Consider the following 23,786-nt stretch of genomic DNA (forward strand, 5'->3'; position numbering starts at 1 on the left):
AATGCGTCTTTTCGTTTTCGGAATGGGATACTCCGCCTTGGCCTTCGTGGAAAAGATGCGCGACCGGCTCGACTGGGTCGGCGGGACCACCCGCAGCGTGGAAAAGGCGGCAAGCCTTCTGGAACGCGGGATCACGCCGTTTCTATTCGACGGTACATCCCCCGGAGATGGGATTGCGGAAGCCCTTGCCGAGGCGACACATCTGCTCGTCTCCATCGCGCCCGACGAGGACGGCGATCCGGTACTGCTCCAGCATGGCGGAGATCTTGAGGCGGCTAATCTTTCGTGGATCGGCTATCTCTCCACCATTGGCGTCTATGGCAATCATGACGGGGCGTGGATCGACGAATACACACAAGCTGCCCCCCTCTCGGAACGTTCCAAGCGCCGCCTTGAGGCAGAGAATGGATGGCTCGAATTTGCCGAAGAGACGGGCATTCCAGTCGGCATTTTCCGGCTCTCCGGGATCTACGGCCCCGGCCGCAATGCGCTTCTCAACCTTGAAGAAGGCAAGGCACGACGGCTGATCAAGCCGGGGCAGGTCTTCAACCGCATTCACGTCGATGACATTGCAGGCGCGCTGGAAGCGGCGAGCCTGAGCCCCGACACACGCATCTACAACGTGACCGATGACGAGCCCAGCGCGCCGCAGGATGTCATCGAATATGCGGCTGAGCTCATGGGCGTCGCACCTCCGCCTGCCATCGACTTCGAGAAGGCGGATCTTTCCCCCATGGCGCGGTCGTTTTATGCCGAGAACAAGCGGGTTTCCAATGCGCGGTTGAAGGACGCGCTTGGCTATTCCTTCCGGCATCCGACCTATCGCGCTGCACTCGACCACATGTTCAAGACAGGCTGGCGCTGACAGCCGGAGACAGACGTCAGAACCCTGGCAGAACGAGGATCTTCGGCTTTTGCGGCAGGCCGGCCAGCGAGAACACGCGGGTCGGCTCCTGGGAGATCTCCACATCCATCTCCTTGCCCATCTCGCTCAGGAAGCGGTTGAAACTCAACTGCCCGAAATAATGCATGGGCAGGATGATGGAGGAGCGGAGGCGGCGGGCAACCTCCAGCATGCCATCATGGCCCATGGTGAAGGCCCCATCCACCGGCACCATGAGAACGTCGATCCGGCCAATCTGGGCATATTGCTCGTCGGTAAGGCGGTGATGCAGGTGACCCAGATGGCCGATGCACAGGCCCGCCGCTTCAAAAATGAAGATCGAATTGCCGTCATGCTCCATGGTGGCCACACCGGAGCGGATATCCGTCGTCACGTTTCGGATGAGCACGTCGTCGACTTGCAGGAAGTGCTTCGCAGGCCCCTCCCCCGTGTCCCAACCGCGCAGCACATGCTCGATATCCGGGTCGGGAAAGGCCGTGAAATGACTGGAATGGGCGTGGTTCATGGTGACCACACGGGGGATGATGCCACCGGCGTAGCCATTGTAATCGGTCGCGATGGTGACGCCCGCAGCGGTTTCAAGCACGAAGGTGGAGTGGCCGGCAAAGCTGATCCGGATTTCGCTTGAGGACAACGCGGCTCCGAGCGTCACACGGGCTAAGGGCGGACGGTTGCCTGCCACCGCGAGGCAATGACTGGCGGGCGGCGGATCGACGGCCTGCGCCAGATGCAAGCTGGCTGCCTGCACACCAAAAGCCGACAGGCAGAAGGTCGCCATGGCTGTCAGGCATGCGACGAACCCGACCCTCCGCGCACCTGGCGCATCCGATCCCGATCCGGCCCGCGATGCGGCCATGTCATAACTCCTCCCTGCACCCAGCCCGCACAATCTGCCCTTACGTTATCTCGCAAGGTTACCCTCCCCCTTGCAACGCAAAAAGATGCGTACAGCGTCCGGAGACACAAATCATCGTGAGGACAGGGCCGACATGCAAAAAGCCCGGCACGAATGCCGGGCTTCGGATCTTTCAAGGGCTTCGCTCAAGGCCCGTTTTTGCCGGTCCTTAGCCGGAGCGATGATCAGCCCTGCGGCTGCGCGACCATGCGCAGGTAGGGCTTGAGGGTCTTGAAGCCTTCCGGGAAGGCCTTCTTCGCGTCCTCGTCGGAAACCGTCGGAACGATGATGACATCTTCGCCATGCTTCCAGTTGGCGGGTGTCGCAACCTTGTGCTTGGCGGTGAGCTGCAGGCTGTCCACCACGCGCAGCACCTCATCGAAATTGCGGCCCGTGGAGGCCGGGTATTCGATCTTCAGCTTGATCTTCTTGTCCGGCCCGATGACGAAGAGCGAACGCACCGTGGCGGTGCTATCGGCATTGGGATGGATCATGCCATAGGCGGTGGCGACGACCTTGTCAGGGTCGGCAATCAGCGGGAAATTCAGCGCGACGCCCTGCGTTTCCTTGATATCCCCGATCCAGGCATGGTGATCCTCGATCGGATCGACAGAGACGCCAAAAACCTTCACGTCGCGCTTGTCGAACTCATCCTTGAGCTTCGCGGTCATGCCAAGCTCGGTGGTGCATACAGGCGTAAAATCGGCGGGATGGGAGAACAGGATCGCCCAGTGACCATCGATCACCTCGTGAAAGTGGATCGGGCCCGACGTGGTCTCAACCTCGAAATCCGGCGCGGTATCGCCGAGAAGCAATGCAGACATGGAAACCTCCAATTGAGTCGATGAAATTTATATTTGGAATAACTCTAAATAACAAAAGCCGGTAAGTGACATTGATAATTGTCACTCACCGGCCTCGATCTTTCAACAGCCCGGGTGGAAAACCGGGCCCTGTGTGAGGCGTCAGGCCTTCTTGACGAACTCCGTCAGGATGACGATGCGCTGATCGTTGACGCGGCCTTCGATCTGGCCCGCATTGTCGGGCACCAGCGCGATGTTGCGCACTGCCGTGCCGCGCTTGGCGGTGAACCCGCCGCCCTTGACCTTCAGGTCCTTGATCAGCGTGACCGTATCGCCCGCTGACAGAACCGCGCCGTGGGTGTCCTTGTGGACGACAGCGTCCGCGTCATCGCCCGCCGCACCGCTGGCCAGACCGGCTTCAGCCCAGGCAAGTGTTTCCTCGTCGAGATAGAGCATGTCGAGGAGATCGCGCGCCCAGGTCTCGGAAGAAAGCCGGTTGAGCATGCGCCATGCCGCGACCTGAACCGGCGGCACCTGGCTCCAGGCGCTTTCATTCAGGCAATGCCAGTGGGCGAGATCGATCTCCGAAGAGCCTTCGATCTGTGAGGCGCAGGCGTTGCAGGCGAGGATGGCCTTGTCGGCGCTGTCCTCGGCGTCCGGCCCCACGGCCAGCGCGACGAGGTTATCGGAGGAGCCGCAAAGCTCGCATTTGTCTTCCGCGCGGGCGCGTAGATCTGTTTCCAGGGTCATGGGCTCTCTGGGGTCTCTCAGGTCGGGGGTGGGGACGCAGGGCGCCCACATCGACGCCCAGGCGGGCGAACCGGTCAGCCGATCCGCCCGGGGCGTCATGATCTTGCGAGAACGCGGGTTCTCAGTCGTCCATCTTCAGGGCCTGAATGAAGGCCTCCTGCGGGATCTCGACCTTGCCGAACTGGCGCATGCGCTTCTTGCCCTCTTTCTGCTTGTCGAGGAGCTTGCGCTTTCGCGTGGCGTCGCCGCCGTAACACTTCGCCGTCACATCCTTGCGCAGGGCCGACAGCGTTTCACGCGCGATGACCTTCGCGCCGATGGCCGCCTGAATGGGGATCTTGAACATGTGCCGCGGGATCAGCTCTTTCAGCTTTTCGCACATGGCACGGCCCCGGCGTTCCGCCTGTGAGCGGTGAACGAGCACGGAGAGCGCATCCACAGGCTCCTCGTTGACGAGGATCGACATCTTCACCAGATCGCCGGCGCGGTGCTCGGTGAGCTGGTAGTCGAAAGAGGCGTAGCCCTTGGAGATCGATTTCAGCCGATCATAGAAATCGAACACGACTTCGTTGAGCGGCAGGTCGTAGACGACCATGGCGCGCGAACCGACATAGGACAGGTCGATCTGCAGTCCGCGGCGTTCCTGGCAGAGCTTGAGAATGCCTCCCAGATATTCGTCCGGCGTCATGATGGTGGCGCGGATCCACGGCTCACGGATCTCCGCGATCTTCACCACGTCCGGCATGTCGGCGGGGTTGTGAAGCTCGATCTCGGAGCCGTCCGTCATGCTCATCTCGTAGACCACCGAGGGGGCGGTGGCGATCAGGTCGAGATTGAACTCGCGCTCAAGACGCTCCTGGATGATTTCCAGGTGCAACAGGCCGAGGAAGCCACAGCGGAACCCGAAGCCGAGGGCCGCCGACGTTTCCATCTCGAAGGAGAAGCTGGCATCGTTGAGGCGCAGCTTGCCCATGGCGGCGCGCAGATCCTCGAAATCGGCGGCATCAATGGGGAAGAGGCCGCAGAAAACGACCGGCTGGGCGGGCTTGAACCCTGGCAAGGCCTGCTGGCAGGGCTTGCGGTCATCGGTGATGGTATCTCCGACGCGGGTATCGGCCACTTCCTTGATGGACGCGGTGAAAACGCCGATCTCGCCGGGAAGAAGCTCGTCCTTGACCAGAAGCTTGGGCGTCATCACGCCGACGCGGTCGACGTCATAGACGGCGCCGGAGCCCATCATGCGGATGCGCTGGCCCTTCTTCAGGGAGCCGTCGATGATGCGCACCAGCACCATGACGCCGAGATAGGCGTCGTACCAGCTGTCGACCAGCATGGCTTTCAGCGTCGCATCCGGGTCGCCGTCGGGCGCCGGCAGACGCTCCACGATCGCTTCCAGCACATCCTCGATGCCGAGGCCGGTCTTGGCGGAAATCATCACCGCATCCGAGGCATCCAGACCGATCACATCCTCGATCTGCTGCTTGATGCGGTCGGGTTCGGCGGCGGGCAGATCGATCTTGTTCAGGACCGGGACGATCTCGTGATCGTTGTCCAGCGCCTGATAGACATTGGCCAGCGTCTGCGCTTCCACGCCCTGCGAGGCGTCAACCACCAGCAGCGAGCCTTCGCAGGCCGCCAGCGAGCGCGAGACCTCGTAGGCGAAGTCCACGTGGCCCGGGGTGTCGATCAGGTTCAGGAAATACTGCTTGCCGTTCTTGGCATTGTAGATGAGCCGGACGGTCTGCGCCTTGATCGTAATGCCGCGTTCCCGCTCGATATCCATCGAGTCGAGCACCTGCTCCTTCATCTCGCGCTCAGACACGGTGCCCGTGGACTGGATGAGCCGGTCCGCCAGCGTGGATTTGCCGTGGTCGATGTGCGCAACGATGGAGAAGTTGCGAATATGGTCGAGTTTCTGCGTCGTCATGGGCGCTCAAATAGCATCGGGCGCGGGCGGCGCAAAGCGGAATTGACGTACTGCGATGCTGCGGACACAAAAACGACGAGGATGGCGCATGCCAGCACGTCAAAAACAAAGAGGGCCGCACATGGCGGCCCTCCGTGAGATCGATATGACCTTGGGTCCGGATCAGATCCCGACGGAAACTCTCTTCGCCAGAGGCTGCTCCAGCATCGACACCTTCCGCCCAGACATCAGGGCCACATTCAGGGTCTCACTCGACATGGGCTCACCTCCTTTCGGTTGTTGACGACATGTCTCAAGATAAGCAACCGGGAGCTCTCTTCAAGAGGTCGCGACCCGGTTGCGAACATCGTCCAGGAAGCGATCCACCTCCGCAAAGCGGGTGAACCGATAGAGCGCCTTGTCTGCCGGTGCCGTTTCATACAAGCGGCGCATCTTCTCCCGTGCGGAGTTGCGGGTGTTCCACATCCAGACCAGAAACTCCGTATCGAAGTGCTCGTGGCACCCTGGCGTCAGATCGGGCCGGGTACGTCCGTGGTGCCGGAGAGTACGCAGAAGCACGCGATACAGACGCCGCGCCAGAGGAACATCGAGCCAGATCAACGTATCGCACCGTTCCAGGCGCTGCGCCCATGTGGATGAGTGCCCACCTTCGAAAATCCAACACGGACGGGCATGAGCTTCCAGACAAAGCGCATCGATTTCAGGCCGGGAACGCTGGATCCACCCCGTCTGCCAAAGGATCTGGTCAATATGAATGACCGGAAGATCCGTGATCTGCCCGAGCGCCCGTGCAAGCGTGGATTTGCCCGATCCCGGCTGACCGATAATCATCGCGCGCCGCATGTTTTTCCCCGCATCCCATATGGCCCGCCGCAGTCGCGGCTCAACGCGCCTTCAGAACGGCGACGCAAGCGTCGGGCAGTCCGGCCATGGTCAGGGGCGGTTTCGGCTTGGCCGGTTTTTCACCGGGCTTGGGCGGCTTGGGCACCCAGGGTTCGTCCGACATCCACCAGGCCAGTTCCTTGCCGCAGCCGTCACCAGGAGGCGGGGCCGCCTGGCTCTTGCAAGATCCCTCGCCTGCCGGACACTTGAGCCGGACATGGAAATGATAATGGTGCCCCCACCAGGGCCGGACCACGCGCAGCCAGGCACGGTTGCCGGTCTCGAAGTCGCACAAGGCCTTCTTGATGCCGGGAGAGACGAAAATGCGCGCCACGCGCGGATCGTTCGCCGCACGGCGGATCAACCGGGCATGGGCATCGGTGAATTTCTTCGGATCGACCGTACGGTCTGCCCCCTTGGTGTTGATCGCACCGCGCAGCATGGAGACGGCGGAGACGTTTTCGCGCTCCGATGCGGTCATGGTGTGTGCGGGCATCTCTTTCAGCCAGATATCGGCATCGAGCCCGATCTGGTGGCTGGCATGGCCCGACGACATCGGCCCGCCGCGCGGTTGGGCCATGTCGCCAACCATCAGCCCGCGCCAGCCGAGTTTCGGCACATCGCGGGCAAGATCCTCAAGGTAGTCGATCAGTTCCGGCTGGCCCCAGAAGCGGTTGCGCGACAGGCGCATGACCTGGAACCCCTCGCCATTGGCGGGAAGCGCCACCGCGCCCGCCTGACAGCCCTTGGCATAGGAGCCCAGCGCCTCTGGCTTCATGTGGGCGGGAACGGAGACCTTGCCGAAATAGTCGCGCGCAGGCGCATTCATGTTGACCTGCGACGGGATACCGGTTGCGCGCCGCGCGTTGTCTGCATGCGTTGCCTTGGCTTGCGGCATCGCGGGCGCGTTTTGGGAAGAGACGGCACCTACGGAGGGCTTTGGCTGAGGAAGCTGATCTCGGGCAAGCGCCGGGGATAACGCGATAACCATCGCACTCAGCGCGAAGGCCCCCGACCGCATCAGGCTCGAAAGATGCGCGCGCCCTTTCCCCATTCCCATAGTCCTCTCCGCTTCGCCGCTTTGGCGGCATGGTCATTTGCAAGTCTGGCAAGTTCGATACAAGCCCCACCAAAATGAGGACATTATGACCGTCAACCGACGCCGAACTCCGCAATCGCGGGGAGGATGCGGTTCATGATGTCTTCCATGCGCGACAGGCGATGATCGCCGTCACGAACAAGCGTGATGGTGACATCGCTGACAGGCAGGCGCGAAACGAGCTTCATGGCATGTTCCCAGGGCACGTCCTGATCTTCCATGCCCTGGAGGATGCGGACCGGGCAGCCCGGATCGATGGAGGCGCCAAGCAGCAGATTCTTGCGACCGTCCTCGATCAGCGCGCGGGTATAGACATCCGGCTCATCGGAATAGTCCGAGGGATGTTCGTAGACCCCCTTGGTCTCGATGGCGCGGCGCGCTTCCTCCGGGAACGCGTTCCACAAAAGATCCTCGGTGAAATCAGGTGCGGGCGCGATCAGCACGAGCCCCGCGACCTTGCCGCTGCTCTTGCGCGCCAGCGCCAGCAGCAGCGCCATCCAGCCGCCCATGGAGGAGCCGACGATCACCGTCGGGCCGGTGCAGCACTTGTCGAATACGGCGAGCGTTTCCTCAAGCCAGCGCGAAATGGTGCCGTCGATGAATTTCCCGCCCGATTCGCCGTGGCCGGAATAATCGAAGCGCGTCACGGCGTTCCCCGCTTCTCGCGCCACGCGCGCCACTTCCAGCGCCTTGGAGCCCAGCATGTCGGAGCGAAACCCGGAGAGCCAGATGACGCCGGGACGTTCCGCCGTCTCGGTGCCGGGTTCATGGCGGTAGGCGATCTGTCGCGCCTCGTCGCCGGTGCCCACGGAAAGGAATTGCGGATCGCGCTCGCTCATCTGATAGGTTCCTGCTTCAAGTGCCGAACTGGATTCGGTGATGACACAGGCGACAGGAGATTTAAAGCCCGTGACGACGATCCTGCAGGTCGTGCCCGAGTTGGAAACCGGAGGTGTGGAGCGCACCGCCGTCGATATCGCGCAAGCCTGCAAGGCGCGTGGCTGGCGGGCGCTGGTGGCAAGCGCGGGCGGACGGCTGGTCGATGAACTGGAAGCGGCCGGCGGCGAACATATCGCCATGCCCCTTGCCACAAAGAACCCGTTCATCATGGGGGCCAATGCGGGGCGGCTTGCCGAGATCATCCGCCGCGAGAAGGTATCCATCATCCATGCGCGCAGCCGAGCGCCTGCATGGTCGGCCCTTTACGCCGCCCGCAAGACACGCACGCCCTTCGTCACCACCTATCACGGCGCCTATGGCCAGAAGAATGCGCTGAAAGCCTTCTACAATTCCGTCATGGCGCGCGGCGATGCGGTGATTGCCAATTCCCATTACACCGCCGGTCTCATCCGCACCCGTCACCCCGTTGCGGGCGAGATGACCGTCATCCATCGCGGCACCGACATCGCGGCCATCTCCGACGTGCCGGAGGCCCGGATCAACGCTTTGCGGGAAAGCTGGGGTGTCGAAAGCGGCAAGCGGATCGTCCTGCAATTGGCACGATTGACTGCCTGGAAAGGCCAGAAGGTCACGATCGATGCCTTTGCGGGGCTCGCTCTGGCGCTACGTGAGGACTGTGTGCTGATTCTCGCCGGAGATGCGCAGGGACGCAACGACTACGTCGCCGAGCTTGAGGCCCGCATTGCCGGGCACGGACTTGGGGAACAGGTCCGCCTCGTCGGCCACTGTGCGGATGTGCCTGCGGCAATGAATGCAGCGGATGTGGTCGCCGTGTCTTCAGTGGAGCCGGAAGCCTTCGGACGCGCGGCGGTGGAGGCACAGGCGGCGGGACGGCCGGTCATCGTCTCCGATCTCGGCGCGGTGGGCGAAACGGTGCAGGCTCCGCCGCAGGTGGAAGCATCCCAGCGCAGCGGATGGCGCATTCCCGCCAATGACCCCGCGGCGCTGACCCTGACACTTGGAGAGGCTCTATCTCTGGATGCGGAAGCACACTTGGCGCTCGCAAGGCGCGCGAAAGCCAATGCCGCACATTTCTCGCTGGAAGCCATGTGCGGGGCGACGCTTGAGGTCTATGATCGGTTGATCGGCTAAACCATTGAAATTGGGGTCGGCAAACCTATCTGGACTCGCGTGCGGAGAAGACACGATCACCACCTGATTTGGAGGGATTGGTTGACTTTTTCGTGCTTTCGCGGAATTCTAACGAACGCAACGCAACCGCGCTGATCTCGGTGCCCTGCTCGTCCGCACGACCGTCTGTGCATTACGGGTGGGGTTATTCGTTTAAGGCGGGTCCCTCGGTCCCTTGACCGACCGACGCATCCCAGGCGCGGCTTGCGTGACTGAATCGAACCCGTTTCGACAATTACATAGGAGTTAGCGACCATTCGCCGTCCGTTCCGCGCACCACCGCCCCAAAAGGAGGGGCCGCGCATTAACGAAGACATTCGCGTTCGCGAAGTCCAGTTGATCGATCACGAAGGCCAGAACCGGGGCACGATCCCGATTGAAGAGGCTATGGACATCGCCGGTGAGGCCGGCCTCGACCTCGTGGAGATCCAGCCGAACGCAAATCCCCCGGTCTGCAAGATTCTTGATTACGGTCGCCACAAGTATCAGGCGCAGAAGAAGGCCGCCGAGGCTCGCAAGAAGCAGAAGACCGTCGAACTCAAGGAAGTGAAGCTGCGTCCGAACATCGACACCCACGATTATGAGGTGAAGATGAAGAACGTGCTGCGTTTCTTCGAGGAAGGCGACAAGGTGAAAATCACCCTTCGTTTCCGCGGCCGCGAAATGGCGCACCAGGACCTCGGCTTCAAGCTGATGCAGCGCGTCAAGGAAGAGACCGCCGAGATCGCCAAGGTCGAGTTCGAACCCAAGGTCGAAGGCCGCCAGATGATCATGATCCTGGCGCCGCGTTAAGGCGACGGGTTCACACGTCTTGCAGCAACGATGTTTTGATGCCCGGCCTTGTGCCGGGCATTTTGCTTTTCTGGGGCCATTTGCCCGTGTGGCAGATCCTTCGAGACGCCTGCTTGCGCAGGCTCCTCAGGATGACGTCGGGGACGGGAGTGGTTCTGCAGGATATATCAACCCGAGAACGTCATCCTGAGGAGCGGTCGAAAGACCGCGTCTCGAAGGATCGGCCGCACACACCGACCGTTGCCGGGCCCCTTGCCCCAACCGCGGCGATTTGCGTGCCAGCCTTCGTACTTTATTGCGCCTTCACGCTGCATGAGGGGATTCTGGACGGGGCCATGTGGACCTTTCCGGGGATTTGCGGTCGTTATCGGCGCAATACCGCCGGGTTGAGGCTGAATCTTGGCCCCGCCCGCTTGCATTGCGCGCCCCTTCCTCCTATAAGCCCACGGTTCCGAGCCGCCCGGCGCGATAGGGCATGCCGCGGTGGCTCACGAATGCTTCCAACGATCAGCGATCCCAACATCCTGCAAGGGATGGGCGGATCGCGCCAAGAAAGGACGCAAAATGCCCAAGATGAAGACCAAATCGGGCGCCAAAAAGCGCTTTAAAGTGACGGCCTCCGGCCGGGTGAAGGTCGCCCAGGCCGGCAAGCGGCACGGCATGATCAAGCGGACGAAGAAGTTCATCCGCAATGCCCGCGGCACCATGGTTCTCGCGGACCAGGATGCCAAGATCGTCAAGAAGTACATGCCCTACCTGTAAGGGTAGCGGTCCAAGAGACGACGAGGAGATCAGCCAATGTCGCGCGTGAAACGGGGCGTTACCGCCCATGCCCGTCACAAGAAAGTCATCAAGGCCGCCAAGGGCTATTATGGCCGCCGCAAGAACACCATCCGCGTTGCCAAGCAGGCCGTGGAGAAGGCGGGCCAGTACGCCTATCGCGACCGCAAGGTTCGCAAGCGGAACTTCCGCTCGCTGTGGATCCAGCGTATCAACGCTGCCACCCGCGAGCACGGCCTGACCTATGGCCGCTTCATCGACGGCCTGAACAAGGCCGGCGTGGAAGTTGACCGCAAGGTTCTTTCCGATCTCGCCATCCATCAGCCGGAGGCCTTCAAGGCCCTGGTGGACAAGGCGCAGGCGGCTCTCGCCTGAGGCTTTCAAGCCTGACAGACCTCAAAAGGGGCGTGCCCGCCGGGCGCGCCCCTTTTTTTCATGCCATTTTCCAGATCGCTGCCCCGAAGAGCGAAATCTCTGCTCCGGGATTGGACGTTGCGGCAAGGGTCCCTATCTCTCAAGGACAACACCCTGCCCAATGACCGGAAGCTCCTTTCATGAAACTCTCCGTCCTCGATCTCGCCTTTGTCGGTGAAGGCGAAACGCCGCGCGATGCGCTTGATCACTCGCTTGAGCTCGCCCGCCATGCAGAGGCGCTCGGTTATGAGCGGTTCTGGCTTGCCGAACATCACAACATGATCGGTATCGCGAGTGCGGCGACCTCCGTCGTCATCGGGTATATCGCGGGCGGCACCTCCACCATTCGCGTGGGGGCTGGCGGGATCATGCTGCCGAACCACTCGCCTTTGGTGATCGCGGAACAGTTCGGCACGCTGGAAACGCTTTATCCGGGGCGGATCGATCTCGGCCTCGGCCGCGCGCCGGGAACCGATCAGGCGACGCTGCGCGCACTGCGCCGGTCCTATGAAAGTGCGGAAAGCTTTCCGCAGGACGTTGTGGAGTTGCAGGCGCTGCTGGCGCCCGCGGCGCCCAACCAGATCGTGCGCGCGGTGCCCGGGGCCGGCACCAATGTGCCGATCTGGATGCTGGGCTCCAGCCTCTTCGGCGCAAAGCTCGCCGCCATGCTGGGGCTGCCTTACGCCTTCGCCTCCCATTTCGCCCCGCAGGCGCTGGAACAGGCGGTCGCGATCTACAAGGCAGAGTTCACGCCCTCCGATGCGCTTGATGCGCCTTACGTGATCGCCGGGGCCAATGTGTTTGCAGCCGACGATGACGCGCAAGCAGCACGGCTCGCAACCTCGCTCCAGATGCGCTTCACCGGCATGCTGCGCGGCGAACGCGGGCTCACCAAGCCCCCCATCGACGATATCGAGACCTACTGGACACCGGGCGAAAAGCGCCACGTTCAGGAGATGATGCGCTGCTCCTTCATTGGAGGGCCGGAAAGCCTCAAACACCAACTCAAGGCATTCGCGGACAGCGTCCCGGTCGACGAGATCATCGTCTCCTCCTCCATCTACGACAACACGGCGCGGCTGCACTCCTATGAAATTCTCGCAGATGTGGCGAAGGGGATCGGGGGCTAGGCCGGAGGATCGAAAGCCTGTGAGATCTCGATGAAGTCGGGCAGCGCCTCGCAGGCGGCCGAATGGGCAGCGAGATGGGGGAAGCGGTCGTCATCGAACAGATCGCCATGCGCCTCCTTCACGAACCGCAGGGCGCAGGCGACCGCGATATCGGCGTGGCCGATGCCGTCACCGAACCACCAGGGCCCGCGACGGGTCGCGCGTTCGCGCTCCAGCGCCTCCAGAACCTCCACAATCTGGCAGCGGCAACGCTCCACCCACATCTCGGATGCAGTTTCATGGAGCGCACGCTCGTAGACCAGCGCCACGGCCTTTTCGGCCAGCCCCATGCCAAGGGCCGCAATCTTCAAAGCCTGACGGCGTTTCGTCCCGCTTTCCGGGATCAGGGCCCTTGCGCGCCCCGCCACCTCGTCCAGATGATCGAGGATGGCGAAGCTCTCGATCAGCACTTCGCCATCATCCAGCACCAGCGTGGGAACGCGGCGCATGGGATTGATCGCACCGATCTTGTCGACATCGCGAAAGGTCGACCACGGCCGATGCTCGAATTCCAGACCATAGAGCCGCAGCGCGATGGCAACACGGCGGACGAAGGGAGAATCGAACTGGCCAATGAGGATCATGATCACCGCCACAAAAACAAGCAATCCGTGGCCGCCCAACCGGCCCTGAGGCATATATCAAGGCGGAAATCGCCGATTATTGCCAGCCAATTCTGGCCGGTGGTTCATCATGCCGCTCATGCCAATCGGACGCCTTGGGCTTTCCGGCGCGAAAGCCCGCTTGAGGCCCCGCCTGCAAACCGCTAAACCCCGAACGATGCGATCCCGCAGGGTCAACAGGCTGGAAAACGGACGAGCTGGACAATGGATAATCTGAAGGCGGAACTTCTGCGCGGCCTCTGGTACGTGGCGACCGTCGGCTCGGACGTGAAACCGGGCAAGATGATCTCCAAGAAGCTGATGGGCGAATTGGTGCTGATCGGGCGCGATGCGGACGGAAAGGTCTTTGCGCTGCGCGATATCTGTCCCCATCGCGGCATTCCGCTGTCCCATGGCCGCTTCGACGGCGAAACCGTGCAGTGCTGCTATCACGGCTGGCGCTTCAACACCGAAGGCACCTGCACCGAGATCCCCTCCACCCACGAATACCAGACCATAGACCTCAGCAAGATCACCTGCGGGGCTTATTCTTGCGTGGAACGGCAGGGGCTGATCTGGATCTACTTTGCCGAAAAGGGCGAGAAGCCTGAGGATGGCCGCCAGCCGGAGCCGCCGCGGCTTCCCGGTTTTGCCGATGATGTTGCGCCCAAGCTCGCCATCATGCAGCCCTTCGACTGCTCCGTCGATCACGCGGCCCTTGGCCTGATGGACCCGACCCATGCCGCCTTCGTGCACACCTCATGGTGGTTCAAGAAGAACGGCGCGAAGCTCCGGCCCAAGGTGAAGCAATTCGCGCCCTCCGAGCTTGGCTGGGCGATGGTGCGCCACAAGATCCCGCCGCAGAACATCGCCTATCGCTATCTGCTGGGCGACAACGTGACGACCGAGATTTCCTACCGTCTGCCGGGCCTGCGGATCGAGCATATCGAGGGCGACAAGCACCAGGTTCTGGGGCTGACGACGATCACGCCGGTCGACGAAGACCATACCGAAGTGCGGCAGATCTTCTGGGCAAGCATGGGCTGGATCGCACCGCTCAAACCGCTCTTCCGCCACCTGATGAACGTGTTTCTGGGGCAGGACCGGCGCGTCGTCATCCAGCAGCGCGAGGGGCTCATCTACAACCCGAAGCTGATGCTCATCAACGATGCGGATACCCAAGGCCGTTGGTGGATGCAGCTCAAGCGCGAGTGGACCGCCTCGGGCGCTGCCGGGCGGACCTTCGAGAACCCGGTCAAGGCGAAGACGCTTCGCTGGATGAGCTAGAGGCATGGTGGGATGAGCGGGGCACGCTCATTCCCTTTCGGAACAAGGCATTTTCCGCGCTCCCATGGGGCAAAGTGGACCCGATTGGACCTTGCGCTTGCACCGGCGGCGAGTATGATCGCCGGACTTTTTCACGGAGCAGGTGATGATGGTCTCCATCAAACAGGGCACAAAGGGAACGGGCGCGCGGACAGGCGCGGACGGTGCCGTATGCATGCACCTGCCGAAGGCCCATCAGGGCCCTGCCTGCGGGCGATTTAGAAACACGCGCTGATCCTGTCTCGCCCCCGCAGAACACCTTGCGGGGAAGTTCCGGCGCATACTCGCCGCCCCCTTATGGATTGTCCCGGCGTTTGAAGCTAAAAGACACGTCGACATTCCGCCGCAGCCGCGCGAGGCCTTTCGTGTGGCGCGAAGCAATCGAGTGACCATGTCCGACCTGCAAACTCTCGAATCCGAACTGAACGCCGCCATCGAGGCGGCAGGCGACGAGGCCGCCCTTGAAGCCGTGCGCGTGAGCGCGCTTGGCAAGAAGGGCGTCGTTTCCGAAAAGATGAAAACGCTCGGCAAGATGAGCCCGGAAGAGCGCCAGACCATGGGGCCGGCGCTGAACGGCCTCAAGCTGCGCATCACCGAGGCGATTGCCCAGCGCAAGGAAGTGCTCGAGGACGCCGCCCTTGAAGCGCGCCTTGCAAGCGAGCGTATCGATGTGACGTTGCCGGTTCGCCCGGGCCCGACCACCGAAGGCCGGATCCATCCGGTCTCGCAGGTTATCGACGAACTGACCGCCATCTTCGCCGACATGGGCTTTTCCATCGCCGAAGGACCGGATATCGAGACGGACGAGCACAATTTCACTGCGCTCAACTTCCCGGAAGGCCACCCCGCTCGTGAAATGCACGACACGTTCTTCTTCCCCGAAAAGGAAGACGGAGATCGGCTCCTGCTGCGCACACATACTTCCACGGTTCAGATCCGCACCATGCGCGGGAGCGAACCGCCGCACCGGGTGATCATTCCCGGTCGCACCTATCGCTGCGACAGTGACCAGACCCACACCCCGATGTTCCATCAGGTGGAAGGGATCGTCATCGACAAGGGCAGCCATATCGGACACCTGAAGTGGATCCTGCAGGAATTCTGCAAGGCCTTCTTCGAGGTGGACGACATCAAGATGCGCTTCCGTCCCTCCTTCTTCCCCTTCACCGAGCCCTCCATGGAGGTGGATATCGGCTGCAAGTTCGCAGGCGACGAGATCCGCATTGGCGAAGGCGACGACTGGCTGGAAATCCTGGGCTGCGGCATGGTGCATCCCAATGTGCTGCGCAATTGCGGCCTTGACCCGGACGTCTACCAGGGCTTCGCCTGGGGCATGGGCATCGACCGCATCGCGATGCTGAAATACGGCATGCCGGACCTGCGCGCCTTCTTCGACGCGGACCTGCGCTGGATCAAGCACTACGGCTTCCGCCCGCTCGACCTGCCGACCCTGTTCGGGGGATTGAGCTCCTGACAACGAGCCAGGCCGTCGTCGTAACACTTTCCGCAAGAAGAGCGATCCAATGAAATTCACCCTTTCCTGGCTCAAGGACCATCTGGAAACGGACGCCACGCTCGACGAGATCGTCGAGACGCTGACCATGATCGGCCTTGAGGTCGAAGAGGTCGTTGATCCGGCCGCCAAGCTGGCCCCGTTCCACATCGCCCGCGTCATTGATGCCAAGCCGCACCCCAATGCCGATCGGCTGAAGGTGCTCACTGTCGATGCCGGGTCCGGCGAACCGCTGCAGATCGTGTGCGGCGCCCCCAATGCGCGCGCCGGTCTCGTGGGCGTGCTGGCGCGGCCCGGCGACCATGTTCCGGGTATCGACGTCACGCTGTCGGTCGGCAAGATCCGCGACATCGAGAGCTTCGGCATGATGTGCTCGGAGCGCGAGCTTGAGCTTTCCGACGAACATAACGGCATCATCGATCTGGGCGACGATGCCCCCATCGGCGCGAATTATGCCGCGTGGGCGGGTCTCGACGACCCGGTCATTGACATTGCCATCACGCCCAACCGATCCGACTGCCTCGGCATTCATGGTGTGGCGCGCGATCTGGCGGCCGCAGGCCTCGGCAAGCTGATCGAGCCGCGCCGCGAGCCGGTGCGCGGCGACGGACCCTGCCCTGTTTCCGTCAAGCTCGCCTTTGGCGACACGCCACCGCTTTGCCCGGCCTTTGGCCTGCGCCTCGTACGCGGTGTGAAGAACGGCCCGAGCCCGAAATGGATGCAGCAGCGCCTCATTGCCATCGGGCTTCGCCCGATCAATGCGCTGGTCGATATCACCAATTACATGACCTACGACCGGGGTCGCCCGCTGCACGTCTTTGACGCCGCCAAGGTCAAGGGGGATCTGGTGGTGCGCCGGGGACGCGCGGGCGAGAGCCTCCTGGCGCTCGACGGCAAGGAATATGCCGTTGACCAGAACATGTGTGTCATTGCCGACGACAACGGTGTTGAATCCATCGCTGGCGTGATGGGTGGCGAAGTCTCGGGCTGCACGGAAGAGACCACCGACGTGTTGATCGAATCCGCCCTGTGGGAACCGATCAACATTGCCCAGACGGGCCGCAAGCTCGGGCTCAATTCCGATGCGCGCTACCGTTTCGAACGCGGTGTCGACCCGGCCTTCATGATCCCCGGTCTGGAAGAAGCGACGCGGCTTGTCGTCGATCTGTGCGGCGGCGCGGCCAGCGACATGGAGATTGTGGGCGAGGTTCCCGATCACGATCACATCGTGGAATTCCCTATTTCGGAAGTGAAGCGGCTTTCGGGGCTTGAGGTTTCGGCGGCCGAAATCAAGGTGGTGCTTACCCGTCTCGGTTTCTGGACCTCCGGCACCGGCACGCAGTGGAAAGTCGCGGTGCCGAGCTGGCGTCCGGACATTCACGGCAAGGCGGATCTCGTCGAAGAGGTGATGCGTATTGTGGGCGTCGACAAGGTGCCGACGACACCGCTGCCGCGTATCGACACCGTCGGGCGTCAGGTTCTGACCACCAGTCAGCTGCGCCGCAACAAGGCTCGCCGCATGCTGGCAGCCCGCGGTCTCAACGAGGCTGTGACCTGGTCCTTCATTCCCCATGACCACGCGATGGCCTTTGGTGGAGGTCAGCCCGAAACGGCCCTGGCCAACCCGATCTCCACCGATATGTCCGACATGCGTCCGAGCCTCGTGCCGGGCCTGCTCAGCGCCACGCAGCGCAATGCCGATCGCGGCAACGGCGACGTTGCGCTGTTTGAGGTGGGACAGGTGTTCCTTGGCGACAAGCCGGAGGACCAGAAGGTGGTGGCAACCGGCGTGCGTCGCGGCACGGCCGTGATGACGGGCGCGGGCCGTCACTGGGCGGGCTCTGCCCCCACCGTCAGTGCCTTTGACGCCAAGGCGGACGCCATTGCCGTTCTTGAGGCGGCGGGGGCGCCGACGGCGAACTTGCAGGTCTTCGCGGAGGCGCCGGAGTGGTATCACCCCGGCCGCTCCGGCACACTGCGCCTTGGCCCGAAGAACGTGCTGGCGGCCTTCGGCGAGGTGCACCCGAAGGTGCTGAAGAAGCTCGACGTGGAAGGCCCGATCGTGGCCTTTGAAGTTCATCTCGACGCTATCCCGACGCCGAAGGCCAAGGGCGGCCGCTCCAAGGGCGCGCTGGCTCTGGCGGGCCTGACCCCGGTCCGCCGCGACTTCGCCTTCATCGTCGATGAGGGCGTGGAAGCCGACAAGGTGCTGCGCGCCGCACGTACAGCAGAAAAGACTCTCATTCGCGAGGTCAATGTCTTCGACGTCTATCGTGGCACGGGCGTGCCGGACGGCAAGAAGTCCATTGCCATCGATGTCACGCTTCAGCCGGTGGAGCGTACGCTCACCGAAGAGGACATCGAAGCGATTGCGGCCAAGATCGTTGCAGGCGTTGAGAAGGCGACCGGCGGCAGCTTGCGCGGCTAGTCCTTCGCAACCCGAGACTTCCCAAAGGGGGCGGGGCCGGATGGGCCCGCCCCTTTTTCGTTGGCTCGCTCTGGCCGCTCAGTACCAGTGCCCAAGCCCGCGCACACGCATGCGCGGTTTGCCGACGGATGGGACCAGCGACCGCCCGATCCTTGCCGGAACATCGGGGAAATGATCGTGCATGCGGGCTTCCTGACCGGGGACCAGATCCAGAATGCGCCTGACGCGTTCTGCTGTGGTCGGGTGGGTGCGCAGGAGCGAGGGTTCGGGGATACGCGAGCCGGGAAGCGCCATCGCCTCCCAGCGCCGACCCTGAATGCTTTCCAGCTTTGTAAGAGCCGCCACAAGGCCGTGGGGATCGCCGGTGAGGCCGACCGCATCGAGATCGGCGTCATATTCACGGGTGCGCGAAAGCGCCAGTTGCAACAGACCGCCAATGGTGGGCGCCGCCAGCAGCAGGAAAATGCCGAGCCACGGCACACCACCGCCATCCGCGATCAGAACCGGCAGGTTGAAGGCCAGCATGAACAGGCCGACGATCGACATGGAGCTCGTCATGCGCGCCACCACGTCGGCAAGCGCCATCACCTTCACGTCGCCATTGGCGATATGACTCAGTTCATGGGCCATGACACCGGCGAATTCGCGCAAGGTGAGCTGGCGCAGCAGCCCGTCAGTGACACAAACGACCGCGTTTTCCGGCCTTCCCACCGTGAAGGCGTTCAGCATGCTTGAGGGAATGTAATAGAGCTCAGGCGCGGAAGGCAGGCCGGCGCGCAATGACAGCGCGCGAACGACATCATGGCCTTCCGGAAAAACGCGCTCAGGCAGGCGTCGTGCGCGATAGAGCCTCAGGACCCAGAGCGGCGAGACGTTGGTTGCCGCGATGAGAGAGACCGCCCCGCCAATGGTGATCCAGACGAGGCCGGAAAGCCCCGCCAACGCCCAGGCACAGGCGGCAAGCAGCGACAGACTGCCGCCGGCCAGCAACCAGGTGTGCAACATGTTCGCGATCTTGCGCCGTCTGCGGAGGGCGGGCCTGAGCTGGAGCGGTTCCATCATGCTTCTGATATAGGAAGCGCGCGCGCATTTCGCAGGGGGCGCTATTGCAATGGCGGAAACCGCCGGACGCGGCGCGCCTTCCTGCCTCCGCGACGTGCCCCCCCCTTTGAGCTGAACTGACTGGAAAACCGCCCCCGCAAGAGTTGACAGGGGCCCGGCGAAAGCGAATTGTCGATCGCTGCGTCACAGCTTCTGGCGGGAGGAAAGCCTGAAGCAAGGCGGGAACAGGACAATCGGGTATTCGGCTGGGCGCATCGCCCTTCAGGACGCTCCGCGACGGTCTGACCGCAGAACGGGCGTATAGATTGAGTTGCTCGATCAGGGAATGATCAATGACGCAAGACAAACGACAATCCCCGGGATGGGGAGTTGATCGCGTGGAGGATACTGCAATGACGGATGCGGGCAAGAGCAAGCGCGTGAATCGCCGCTCACTGATGGCGGGTATCGGCGGCGGGGCGGCCGCTCTGCTCGCCGCACCACATGTGGCGCGCGCGCAGAGTCCCATCATCTGGAAAATGGCGACGAGCTGGCCGAAAGGCTCGCCCGGCCCCGGCGGCAATGCGCAACGCCTGGCCGATATGATCACCAGCATGTCCGGCGGGCGCTTGACGGTTCAGCTTTTCGGCGCCGGCGAACTGGTCCCGCCCTTCGAGGTTTTCGACGCGGTCGCCTCCGGTGCCGCGGAATGCGGGCATTCCAGCCCCTATTACTGGCAGGGCAAGGATCAGGCCTTCCATTTCTTCACCGGCGTCCCCTTCGGGCTGACGGCGGAAGAACATGCCGGCTGGCTCTATTTCGGCGGTGGCCAGGAGTTGTGGGACAAGGCCTATGAGCCCTTTGGCGTCGTCCCCTTCCTCGCAGGTTCGTCCGGGCCGCAGGCGGGCGGTTGGTTTGCCAAGGAGATCAACACGCTCGACGATCTGAAGGGCCTGAAGATGCGCATCGCAGGCCTTGGGGGCACGGTCATGCGGCGGCTCGGGGTCAATGTTGTGCTGCTTCCGCCGGGCGAAATCTTCGCCGCGATGCAGGCAGGCACGATCGACGCAGCGGAGTGGGTCGGACCGTGGAACGACCTGGCATTCGGGCTCTACAAGGTCGCGCCCTATTATTACATGCCAGCGTTCCACGAACTTGGCCCGGCCCTGGAACTGATGGTCAACAAGTCCCGATTGGAGGCTTTGCCCGACGACCTGCGGGAAATCGTCAAGCGAGCTTCTATGGCCTCCTCCATGGAGGCGCTGGCTGACTTCACGTTCCACAATATCGAGAGCTTCCGCCCGCTTTTGGAAAAGGAAGGCGTGAAGTTGCGAAGCTTCTCGCCGGGGATCGTGAGCGCCCTTGCGGCGGAATCGGAGAAGGTGCTGACGGAGATCGCTTCGGCCAGCCCTCTTGCGAAAGAGGTCCACGATTCCTTCGTCGCCTATCGGGCGAAGGCCACGGAATATGCCCGCTCCGCGTCCCTGGCGGCGCTCTCCATGCGTGATGCCGGCCTCCCGCGCTGAGCCGAAACCGGGCCGCAGATGGGCCTGACGGCCGTTGACCGGCCTTGCTCGAATGAAAACCCCGGCGCCCTAACCAGGGCCGCCGGGGTTTCAATTTCCAAACATCACGCCAACACGCCCCCTCACACGGAGGACGGCTTTTCCATCGGGCAGGTGATACCGGTGCCGCGGATCCCGCAATAGCCGTCGGGGTGCTTGGCCAAGTATTGCTGATGATAGTCCTCTGCGAAATAGAACGAGCGCATGGGGCGGATCTCCGTCGTGATCTCGCCGCGCCCGTTCTCGCTCAACGCCGCCTGATAGGCATCGCGTGAACGCTCTGCGATGGCCAGCGCCTCATCGTCGGGCAGATAGAGCGCGGAGCGGTACTGTGTGCCGATATCGTTGCCCTGACGCATACCCTGTGTCGGATTGTGGTTCTCCCAGAAGGAAGCCAGAATCGTTTCCAGAGAGATCCGGTCGCATTCGTAGACGACCTTGACCACCTCCGCATGACCGGTCCCGCCCGAACAAACCTCTTCATAGGTCGGATTGGGGGTGTGACCGCCCGAATAGCCCACAGCGGTCACCCAGACGCCGTCGAGTTGCCAGAAAATGCGTTCCGCGCCCCAAAAACAGCCCATGCCGATAAGCAGGCTCTTGCTGTTGGCGGGATAGGAGCCGACAAGGCGCCTGCCATTGACGAAATGTGTTTCCGCCGTCGGGATGGCGCGATCGCGACCGCACAGAGCTTCATGCGGCGCTGGAAGCCGGCTTTTTCGGGTCAAACGGTCGAACAGGTTCATCTTGTCTTCCCAAAAACTCTTATGCCCCGCCCGCAATTCTGCGCCCGGTCCGGCATGGTGCTCCGGCAGGCGCTCAGGCCATGCCATATTTCCGTCTGCGACGGCGCGTTCCCATCCACACGAAAAGCGCGCCAAGTGCACCGGCAACACCCCATGTGGGCAGCAAAAGGATCCATTGAATGACCGGATCCCACAGCCAGACTGCGACGTGACGTTGCACCGCAGCCTGGGCCGCATTCAGGGATTCAGGCGCGAACTCATACCAGTGCGCTCCGAAGGGGGTGGTCACCAGCTGCGAGGCGGCAATCGACTTCGTTCCGTCGATGACGGCCGTGACCAACGCAACTGCGACGCAGAGAATCCCGAGGACTCTCGACAAAAAGGATAACATCGACTGCTCCGACACTTGGCATCTCGGGGCCACTGGCGATCCCTGTGCGTTAACGATAGCTAACGCGCCAGGAAAGCTCAGTCCACCCTTTACCCCCGCGGCTCTCGGCCGCCACAACCGGCTTGAGATAGGATTTCTGCGCTTTGCGGACAATGGGCCCACGCTTTCGTGACAACCGGTCACGCCCCAAAGTCCCCCTCCGCGACATCTCACAGAGAATTATGCACAAATGCCGCTCCACAGGCACTTGCGCTCAAGCCCCTTATCGCTATATTGCGCCTCCCGTGGGCACAGGAAAACCACGTCGCGCCGGATCGGTTCCACTGATCGCGACGGGTCGCCGGAAACTTCAGGAAAACACAGTTTTCCAGATACTCCGAACGAGCTTGTGTTTCCCGCGTACGGAGAGGTGGCCGAGTGGTCGAAGGCGCACGCCTGGAACGCGTGTAGGCGGGTAACCGTCTCGAGGGTTCGAATCCCTCTCTCTCCGCCATTTCCCCTTCATTTCATTGAATGTACGGACGTCTCTCTCGACGTCGTTCAGCCGTCACGCAGCCCCTCATGTGGGGAAAGAACGGGGGAACCTGTATTCAAAGGACGCGCCGACGATCGTTCATGATCCTCAGGCTTTCGGGCATGGCACTCCGCTCCCCCCACCTCTCTGCACGCGCGGTTCGAACGCCAACTTTGCCGTTGACCATTTTCCCCGAAAAAGCCAACCGACATTTTGATTTTTCCAATTACAACCGCTACCTAAAACAGATAACTCCCGTTGCCGTCCTTCACTTCTCGGACCCTCCATGCAAATCGGTTATTCCAGTCTCGACAGGATCTACAAGCTGTGGGACGACCTTTCAGCCTTTGACGCGGTGGATATCCAGGCATCGCGCAAATTTCTGCTGGAAGAGATCTGCGCGATGGTGGATGCGCAGAATGCGGACTGGATCGGCTGTGTGCGGCTGGACTGGAACCAGGGCAGCGACCCGATGAAGGGATGGCGGCCGCGCAGTCTCTTCACGCTGAACCCTTGCGAATTCACCAGTGAGGCCATCGACCAGGCCTTTGCGGAAATGGACAAGGGTGAACCAGACATCACCACGACCCGCAATGTGGAACTGGCCGGAACGTTCCGGGTCCTGCTGCTGAGAGAGCTAGCCACGCCGGAGTGGTTCGAGGGACCGTCCTATCTGCGCTACTACAAAGCCCTGGACCGGCATGATTCCATCTGGGCGGGAATTCCCGTCAGCGCCGATGCGGAGTTGCAGATCGGGTTCCATCGCAGTTTCGAAAGAGAGCCGTTCTCCCGCGAAGATCAGGCCCTGATCTTCCATGCGCTGCGCGGGCTTCGCTGGTTCTACCGGCATCAGCTGCTTGGCGAAGGGATTGGCGTTGCCTCGGCGCCGCTCACGCCCACAGAACAGCTCGTCCTGAAGGGACTTCTGCTTGGCCTGACCGAAAAACGCATCGCCGGGCAGTACAACCAGAGCCCGCACACCACCCATGACCACGTGAAACGGATCTTCCGCAAATACGGGGTCTCCAGCCGGTCCAGCCTCATGGCCCTCTGGCTCGGCAAGGGCCTGGAAACGAACAATAACCCCTGAACAGGGGATTCACTCCCCCCCTCTCCCGCGCCAAGAAACAGTGCTGACACAACTGGCGCTGCGG

General features: G+C 62.4%; 22 protein-coding genes and 1 tRNA gene. 12 read left to right on the plus strand and 11 right to left on the minus strand.

Annotated elements, in window-relative coordinates:
- The first annotated feature begins 1 nt into the window (after nt 1).
- Nucleotides 2–865: an SDR family NAD(P)-dependent oxidoreductase gene (locus ABGM93_RS11620; RefSeq protein ID WP_321499592.1), complete on the plus strand. Its 864-nt coding sequence runs from the start codon at nt 2–4 to the stop codon at nt 863–865.
- Between the two features lie 16 nt (nt 866–881).
- Here the strand turns inward: ABGM93_RS11620 and ABGM93_RS11625 are convergent, their stop codons facing one another.
- The 7 genes from ABGM93_RS11625 to ABGM93_RS11655 form a co-directional block, all read right to left on the minus strand.
- Nucleotides 882–1,760, minus strand: coding sequence for an MBL fold metallo-hydrolase (locus ABGM93_RS11625; RefSeq protein WP_321499594.1), 879 nt, complete (start codon nt 1,758–1,760; stop codon nt 882–884).
- Nucleotides 1,761–1,984: 224 nt separating this feature from the next.
- Nucleotides 1,985–2,623, minus strand: coding sequence for a peroxiredoxin (locus tag ABGM93_RS11630; protein ID WP_321499597.1), 639 nt, complete (start codon nt 2,621–2,623; stop codon nt 1,985–1,987).
- A gap of 141 nt (nt 2,624–2,764) precedes the next feature.
- Complete coding sequence (locus ABGM93_RS11635) at nt 2,765–3,352, minus strand: PhnA domain-containing protein (RefSeq protein WP_321499599.1); 588 nt, start codon at nt 3,350–3,352, stop codon at nt 2,765–2,767.
- A gap of 121 nt (nt 3,353–3,473) precedes the next feature.
- A complete protein-coding gene (gene lepA / locus ABGM93_RS11640) occupies nt 3,474–5,279 on the minus strand; it encodes a translation elongation factor 4 (RefSeq protein WP_321499601.1) in 1,806 nt (601 codons plus the stop codon).
- Nucleotides 5,280–5,597: 318 nt separating this feature from the next.
- Nucleotides 5,598–6,122, minus strand: coding sequence for an AAA family ATPase (locus ABGM93_RS11645; protein ID WP_321499603.1), 525 nt, complete (start codon nt 6,120–6,122; stop codon nt 5,598–5,600).
- Nucleotides 6,123–6,162: 40 nt separating this feature from the next.
- Nucleotides 6,163–7,221 (minus strand): penicillin-insensitive murein endopeptidase, encoded by a 1,059-nt coding sequence (gene mepA / locus ABGM93_RS11650; protein ID WP_321499605.1) that lies wholly within the window; start codon nt 7,219–7,221, stop codon nt 6,163–6,165.
- A gap of 92 nt (nt 7,222–7,313) precedes the next feature.
- Entirely contained in the window at nt 7,314–8,099 is a 786-nt protein-coding gene (locus tag ABGM93_RS11655) for an alpha/beta hydrolase (RefSeq protein WP_321335290.1), read from the minus strand.
- Between the two features lie 70 nt (nt 8,100–8,169).
- On the opposite strand from ABGM93_RS11655, the gene ABGM93_RS11660 reads away from it, so the two are divergent.
- The 5 genes from ABGM93_RS11660 (at nt 8,170) to ABGM93_RS11680 (ending at nt 12,467) form a co-directional block, all read left to right on the plus strand.
- The gene (locus tag ABGM93_RS11660; RefSeq protein ID WP_321499608.1) at nt 8,170–9,312 is read left to right on the plus strand and encodes a glycosyltransferase family 4 protein; all 1,143 of its coding nucleotides are present in this window, start codon (nt 8,170–8,172) and stop codon (nt 9,310–9,312) included.
- Nucleotides 9,313–9,606: 294 nt separating this feature from the next.
- Nucleotides 9,607–10,143, plus strand: coding sequence for a translation initiation factor IF-3 (infC, locus tag ABGM93_RS11665; RefSeq protein WP_319772989.1), 537 nt, complete (start codon nt 9,607–9,609; stop codon nt 10,141–10,143).
- Nucleotides 10,144–10,707: 564 nt separating this feature from the next.
- On the plus strand, nt 10,708–10,905 hold the full coding sequence (gene rpmI / locus ABGM93_RS11670) for a 50S ribosomal protein L35 (RefSeq protein ID WP_319772643.1): 198 nt from the start codon (nt 10,708–10,710) through the stop codon (nt 10,903–10,905).
- 36 nt (nt 10,906–10,941) lie between these two features.
- Entirely contained in the window at nt 10,942–11,298 is a 357-nt protein-coding gene (rplT, locus tag ABGM93_RS11675) for a 50S ribosomal protein L20 (protein WP_319772642.1), read from the plus strand.
- 179 nt (nt 11,299–11,477) lie between these two features.
- Nucleotides 11,478–12,467 carry an LLM class flavin-dependent oxidoreductase gene (locus ABGM93_RS11680; RefSeq protein WP_321499611.1) on the plus strand — a complete coding sequence of 330 codons (990 nt, stop codon included), beginning with the start codon at nt 11,478–11,480 and terminating at the stop codon, nt 12,465–12,467.
- On the opposite strand, the gene ABGM93_RS11685 is transcribed toward ABGM93_RS11680, so the two are convergent.
- On the minus strand, nt 12,464–13,090 hold the full coding sequence (locus tag ABGM93_RS11685) for a glutathione S-transferase family protein (RefSeq protein WP_321505858.1): 627 nt from the start codon (nt 13,088–13,090) through the stop codon (nt 12,464–12,466). The genes ABGM93_RS11680 and ABGM93_RS11685 overlap by 4 nt on opposite strands.
- 243 nt (nt 13,091–13,333) lie before the next feature.
- Between ABGM93_RS11685 and ABGM93_RS11690 the strand changes: the two genes are divergently transcribed.
- The 3 genes from ABGM93_RS11690 to pheT all read left to right on the plus strand — a co-directional run bounded on the left by ABGM93_RS11690 (nt 13,334) and on the right by pheT (nt 18,375).
- Nucleotides 13,334–14,395, plus strand: a complete 1,062-nt coding sequence (locus ABGM93_RS11690; protein WP_321499613.1) for an aromatic ring-hydroxylating dioxygenase subunit alpha — start codon at nt 13,334–13,336, stop codon at nt 14,393–14,395.
- 430 nt (nt 14,396–14,825) lie between these two features.
- A complete protein-coding gene (gene pheS / locus ABGM93_RS11695) occupies nt 14,826–15,908 on the plus strand; it encodes a phenylalanine--tRNA ligase subunit alpha (protein WP_321335663.1) in 1,083 nt (360 codons plus the stop codon).
- 49 nt (nt 15,909–15,957) lie between these two features.
- Nucleotides 15,958–18,375 (plus strand): phenylalanine--tRNA ligase subunit beta, encoded by a 2,418-nt coding sequence (pheT, locus tag ABGM93_RS11700; protein WP_321499615.1) that lies wholly within the window; start codon nt 15,958–15,960, stop codon nt 18,373–18,375.
- Nucleotides 18,376–18,453: 78 nt separating this feature from the next.
- Here pheT and ABGM93_RS11705 read toward each other — a convergent pair whose 3' ends face one another.
- Nucleotides 18,454–19,437, minus strand: coding sequence for a zinc metalloprotease HtpX (locus ABGM93_RS11705; RefSeq protein ID WP_321499617.1), 984 nt, complete (start codon nt 19,435–19,437; stop codon nt 18,454–18,456).
- Between the two features lie 377 nt (nt 19,438–19,814).
- Here ABGM93_RS11705 and ABGM93_RS11710 point away from each other — a divergent pair, with 377 nt between their 5' ends.
- Entirely contained in the window at nt 19,815–20,942 is a 1,128-nt protein-coding gene (locus ABGM93_RS11710) for a TRAP transporter substrate-binding protein (protein WP_321499619.1), read from the plus strand.
- A gap of 122 nt (nt 20,943–21,064) precedes the next feature.
- Here the strand turns inward: ABGM93_RS11710 and msrA are convergent, their stop codons facing one another.
- Both msrA and ABGM93_RS11720 read right to left on the minus strand, forming a co-directional pair.
- Nucleotides 21,065–21,727, minus strand: a complete 663-nt coding sequence (msrA, locus tag ABGM93_RS11715) for a peptide-methionine (S)-S-oxide reductase MsrA (RefSeq protein ID WP_321499622.1) — start codon at nt 21,725–21,727, stop codon at nt 21,065–21,067.
- Nucleotides 21,728–21,800: 73 nt separating this feature from the next.
- Nucleotides 21,801–22,067 (minus strand): hypothetical protein, encoded by a 267-nt coding sequence (locus ABGM93_RS11720; RefSeq protein WP_321499624.1) that lies wholly within the window; start codon nt 22,065–22,067, stop codon nt 21,801–21,803.
- A 454-nt stretch (nt 22,068–22,521) separates the two neighbouring features.
- On the opposite strand from ABGM93_RS11720, the gene ABGM93_RS11725 reads away from it, so the two are divergent.
- Both ABGM93_RS11725 and ABGM93_RS11730 read left to right on the plus strand, forming a co-directional pair.
- Nucleotides 22,522–22,611: transfer RNA gene (locus ABGM93_RS11725), tRNA-Ser, on the plus strand.
- A gap of 307 nt (nt 22,612–22,918) precedes the next feature.
- Nucleotides 22,919–23,722: a helix-turn-helix transcriptional regulator gene (locus tag ABGM93_RS11730; RefSeq protein WP_321499626.1), complete on the plus strand. Its 804-nt coding sequence runs from the start codon at nt 22,919–22,921 to the stop codon at nt 23,720–23,722.
- The last annotated feature ends 64 nt before the right edge of the window (nt 23,723–23,786 follow it).

The sequence above is a fragment of the Breoghania sp. genome (assembly GCF_963674635.1).
Lineage (GTDB): Bacteria > Pseudomonadota > Alphaproteobacteria > Rhizobiales > Stappiaceae > Breoghania.

Bases quoted from the DNA above. Each gene is read 5' to 3' on its own strand.
- ABGM93_RS11620 (WP_321499592.1), top strand. From the start codon at position 2: ATGCGTCTTTTCGTTTTCGGAATGGGATACTCCGCCTTGGCCTTCGTG.
- ABGM93_RS11625 (WP_321499594.1), bottom strand. From the start codon at position 1,760: ATGGCCGCATCGCGGGCCGGATCGGGATCGGATGCGCCAGGTGCGCGG.
- ABGM93_RS11630 (WP_321499597.1), bottom strand. From the start codon at position 2,623: ATGTCTGCATTGCTTCTCGGCGATACCGCGCCGGATTTCGAGGTTGAG.
- ABGM93_RS11635 (WP_321499599.1), bottom strand. From the start codon at position 3,352: ATGACCCTGGAAACAGATCTACGCGCCCGCGCGGAAGACAAATGCGAG.
- lepA (WP_321499601.1), bottom strand. From the start codon at position 5,279: ATGACGACGCAGAAACTCGACCATATTCGCAACTTCTCCATCGTTGCG.
- ABGM93_RS11645 (WP_321499603.1), bottom strand. From the start codon at position 6,122: ATGCGGCGCGCGATGATTATCGGTCAGCCGGGATCGGGCAAATCCACG.
- mepA (WP_321499605.1), bottom strand. From the start codon at position 7,221: ATGGGAATGGGGAAAGGGCGCGCGCATCTTTCGAGCCTGATGCGGTCG.
- ABGM93_RS11655 (WP_321335290.1), bottom strand. From the start codon at position 8,099: ATGAGCGAGCGCGATCCGCAATTCCTTTCCGTGGGCACCGGCGACGAG.
- rpmI (WP_319772643.1), top strand. From the start codon at position 10,708: ATGCCCAAGATGAAGACCAAATCGGGCGCCAAAAAGCGCTTTAAAGTG.
- rplT (WP_319772642.1), top strand. From the start codon at position 10,942: ATGTCGCGCGTGAAACGGGGCGTTACCGCCCATGCCCGTCACAAGAAA.
- ABGM93_RS11680 (WP_321499611.1), top strand. From the start codon at position 11,478: ATGAAACTCTCCGTCCTCGATCTCGCCTTTGTCGGTGAAGGCGAAACG.
- ABGM93_RS11685 (WP_321505858.1), bottom strand. From the start codon at position 13,090: ATGATCCTCATTGGCCAGTTCGATTCTCCCTTCGTCCGCCGTGTTGCC.
- ABGM93_RS11690 (WP_321499613.1), top strand. From the start codon at position 13,334: ATGGATAATCTGAAGGCGGAACTTCTGCGCGGCCTCTGGTACGTGGCG.
- pheS (WP_321335663.1), top strand. From the start codon at position 14,826: ATGTCCGACCTGCAAACTCTCGAATCCGAACTGAACGCCGCCATCGAG.
- pheT (WP_321499615.1), top strand. From the start codon at position 15,958: ATGAAATTCACCCTTTCCTGGCTCAAGGACCATCTGGAAACGGACGCC.
- ABGM93_RS11705 (WP_321499617.1), bottom strand. From the start codon at position 19,437: ATGATGGAACCGCTCCAGCTCAGGCCCGCCCTCCGCAGACGGCGCAAG.
- msrA (WP_321499622.1), bottom strand. From the start codon at position 21,727: ATGAACCTGTTCGACCGTTTGACCCGAAAAAGCCGGCTTCCAGCGCCG.
- ABGM93_RS11730 (WP_321499626.1), top strand. From the start codon at position 22,919: ATGCAAATCGGTTATTCCAGTCTCGACAGGATCTACAAGCTGTGGGAC.